This window comes from Vibrio sp. 10N.247.310.24, from assembly GCF_041467175.1.
Lineage (GTDB): Bacteria > Pseudomonadota > Gammaproteobacteria > Enterobacterales > Vibrionaceae > Vibrio > Vibrio tasmaniensis_A.
In genome coordinates this window covers 1-3,254 of record NZ_JBFSUD010000155.1, presented here as the reverse complement: position 1 = coordinate 3,254, position 3,254 = coordinate 1, and the positions used below count along the sequence as shown (strand labels likewise).

General features: G+C 43.6%; 3 protein-coding genes. 2 read left to right on the top strand and 1 reads right to left on the bottom strand.

The genetic code is table 11. The annotated features are described in order from the left end of the window. Positions 1-156: 156 nt before the first annotated feature. The gene (locus tag AB6E08_RS22875) at positions 157-1,080 is read right to left on the bottom strand and encodes a Tim44 domain-containing protein (protein ID WP_009847262.1); all 924 of its coding nucleotides are present in this window, start codon (positions 1,078-1,080) and stop codon (positions 157-159) included. Positions 1,081-1,277: 197 nt separating this feature from the next. On the opposite strand from AB6E08_RS22875, the gene AB6E08_RS22870 reads away from it, so the two are divergent. Together AB6E08_RS22870 and AB6E08_RS22865 are read left to right on the top strand one after the other, a co-directional pair. Continuing rightward, positions 1,278-1,868 (top strand): TetR/AcrR family transcriptional regulator, encoded by a 591-nt coding sequence (locus tag AB6E08_RS22870; RefSeq protein ID WP_012604487.1) that lies wholly within the window; start codon positions 1,278-1,280, stop codon positions 1,866-1,868. A 17-nt stretch (positions 1,869-1,885) separates the two neighbouring features. Further along, positions 1,886-3,254, top strand: a 1,369-nt coding sequence (locus AB6E08_RS22865; RefSeq protein ID WP_372160303.1) for an MFS transporter, incomplete at its 3' end; no start/stop codon positions are given.

Sequence of the window (3,254 nt, the reverse complement as noted above, 5' to 3'; positions counted from 1 at the left end):
CCCAAAAAAAGCTCAAAGCCAATTTCCCTGCTGCGACTTATAGATACATATCATTAGACGCAAAAAAGCCCCTGCTAATTTCTCAGCAGGGGCTTTCAATTATTTGGTGTCATTCCGAATAACTACATCATATTGATGTTGAGTTAAATCGTGGAATTAACCTTGAATACCAACAATTAACCAAGGTGCATTTTGAGTCGTTAGGTCACGCTCTAAGTGCCAGATATCAGTGATATCTTCTTCAATGCCGTCTGCGGTGTCACGGTAGCGACCGCTAAACTGAAGGCTTAGCTGTGCTTTACTACCATCGTGATCTGCGCGAACGATTTCAGCATCAACGTACATTACGTCTGTATGCTGATCACCGTCTAGCTTGTTACGCTCAGCTTTTAGGTCTTCAAATAGGCTTGGAGATACGTATTCTTCAATCGTGTTTAGCTCGTTGTGATTCCATGCACCTTGCAGTGTACGGTAGTGCTCACGAGAACCGTTGATGAATGCCGCTTGATCAAAACCTGGTGGGTAGTTATGTGGAACATCGCTTTGTGCACCAAAACCGAAACCACCAGCGCTATTTTGCGAATGAGGTTGTGATTGAGGCTGTGCTTGCTCGAAGTTATGAACATTTGGTTGTTGCTTAGGTTGTTCAAACTTGTTCTGACCCATGCCGCCGAATGCTGGCTGTTGGCCACGTGCATTCTGCTGATTCATTGAGCCCTGCTTCGCGCCCAACATTCCGCGTAGGAATTTAAACGCTAGGAAAGCAATCAGACCCATGATCAGAATATCCATGAACTGGATACCTTCAAATGCGCCACCAAAGAATGCAGCTAAAAGACCACCAGCAAGTAAACCACCTAGCAGACCGCCCATAAGGCCTTTCTTGCTAGAGTTAGCTGCTGCTGTTTTCTTGCCAGTTTGATCTTGTCGGATCGAATTTGTGTTTTGTTGTTTTGGTGCTGGAGCCGTTTTAAAGCTTTTGCCAAATGACTTACCACCACCAAACTTTTTCGCTTCCGCGATTGGCGTCACCGCGACTGTTACCAACAGGATCGCGACTAGTGAGAAAAATCGTTTCATTATTATCCTTTATAGGTTTTTTTATCTTTCGACACCTTAATCATACTCGTTAACAAAGAACAATGAAATATTCACGACGTTTACACATGTATCATAATATTGCGGCTATTAATTGATTACTAAACTAGCGAAGGGATTGACGGCACTCTGGGGCAGCATTAAAATATTGAACGATGTTCATTTAATAGAAAGTACTCATGGCAAGACGAAACGATCATACTCGCGAACAATTAGTGCAATTAACCTTAAAGACGGTAACCGACTTCTTAGAAGAGCACTCTTATCACGAGCTAAGTCTACGTAAAATTGCCAATATGATTGGTTATGTCCCTAGCACCTTGGTGAATGTATTTGGTAACTACAACCTACTCCTTTTACACGTTGTTGCTCAAACATTAGATGAACTGTCGTCCCAATCTGCTTCTGCGGTTGAACAATCGAGCAACCCTCAACAGGCTCTTTTCAATCTTGCATACTGCTATCACGATTTTGCACAAAAACACCCTCACCGTTGGCAGCTTATCTTTGAGCACAACATGAATGGTGAAAACCTTCCTGAATGGCAATCGAACCGTATTGATAGAATGACAGGTATGTTAGAGCAATTGCTGGTAGCTATTGCGCCTGAACACACAGAAAGCGAAGTCATTAAAGCCAGCCGTGTATTATGGTCTGGAGTACATGGAATTACTCTACTTAGCGTTGATGATAAATTTTTCGCCTCTGAACCTATCGATGGTAAAGAGTTGATCAATAACCTAATCTCAAACTACTTAACCAACTGGTAATCATTCAAGGAAAGACAATGAACAACAGCAGCCAATCTTCGCTGTTAACTCAAAAAAGGTTCCTACCCTACTTTATTACTCAATTTCTAGGCGCCTTTAATGACAACATATTCAAAAATGTTCTGTTACTGTTTGTTGCTTTCGCAAGCGTAGATACGCTGCCTATTTCCAGCAATCTATTCATTAATTTGGCCGCTGGTCTTTTTATTCTGCCCTTCTTCCTGTTTTCTGCTTTGGCTGGTGTACTGGCTGACAAATACGAAAAATCTTGGTTTATACGTAAAGTTAAGCTCCTTGAAGTGGCGATCATGTCACTGGGCGCGATCGGGTTTATCTACGAAAGCTACGGGATACTACTCCTACTTCTGTTCCTAATGGGAACGCAAAGTGCCTTCTTTGGCCCGGTGAAATACGCACTGCTTCCACAACAGTTAGAAACAAAAGAGCTGGTATCCGGCAACGCTTTAGTCGAAACCGGCACATTCTTAGCCATCCTTATTGGTACTCTTGGTGCCGGTATTATTGCATCTGAAGAAAGCGCGAAGCTCATTGCTGCGGTATGTATTGTTTCTTTCGCCGTGCTTGGCTATGTATCAAGCTGCTTTATTCCACAAGCGCCAAGTAACGCACCAGATCTGAAAGTGAAGTGGCAGCCAGTAAAGCTAACCCGCGCGACACTGGCGATTGCAAAAAAAGATCGCCCAACGTTTCAAGCACTGATGTCTATCAGCTGGTTCTGGTTCCTTGGCGCTGCTTACCTAACTCAGTTTCCAAACTTCACAAAGCTCCACTTGAACGGCACTGAAAGCTCGGTTGCCTTTTTGTTAGCTCTTTTCTCGGTCGGTATTGCGATAGGTTCTTTGGCTTGTGATAAGTTGTCAAATCACAGAATTGAAATCGGCATCGTACCAATGGGTAGCCTAGGTATGTCGATTTTTGGGCTATTGATGGCGATATCCATTCCTGAGTCCTTGCCTGAATTTACTTCTTTCCATCAATTCGTGACGTATTCAGAGCTGTGGCCGCTGTTTGCTTATCTTCTGCTCTTAGGTGTCTCTGGCGGTATCTTCATTGTTCCTCTGTATTCTCTGATGCAGTTACGAGCGAAACCAGATGAACGCGCTCAAGTGATTGCCGGGCTCAACATTTACAATTCACTATTCATGGTGGGAAGCGCCGTTTTGGGTATTGTTTGCCTGAGTGTTCTCGATCTTTCTATTCCACAGCTGTTTGTGTTGCTCGCGATAGGGAATACTTTGGTTATGCTGTACCTGTTTTATCAGGTGCCTATCTACGCTTTCCGTTTCTTTACATGGGTGGTCACTCACACTATGTACCGAGTTAAGCACAAGAACTTACACCATCTTCCAGAGAATGGCGGTGCAC

Excerpts from the sequence above, each read along its gene's own strand:
- AB6E08_RS22875 (WP_009847262.1), bottom strand. The coding sequence starts at position 1,080 with ATGAAACGATTTTTCTCACTAGTCGCGATCCTGTTGGTAACAGTCGCG.
- AB6E08_RS22870 (WP_012604487.1), top strand. The coding sequence starts at position 1,278 with ATGGCAAGACGAAACGATCATACTCGCGAACAATTAGTGCAATTAACC.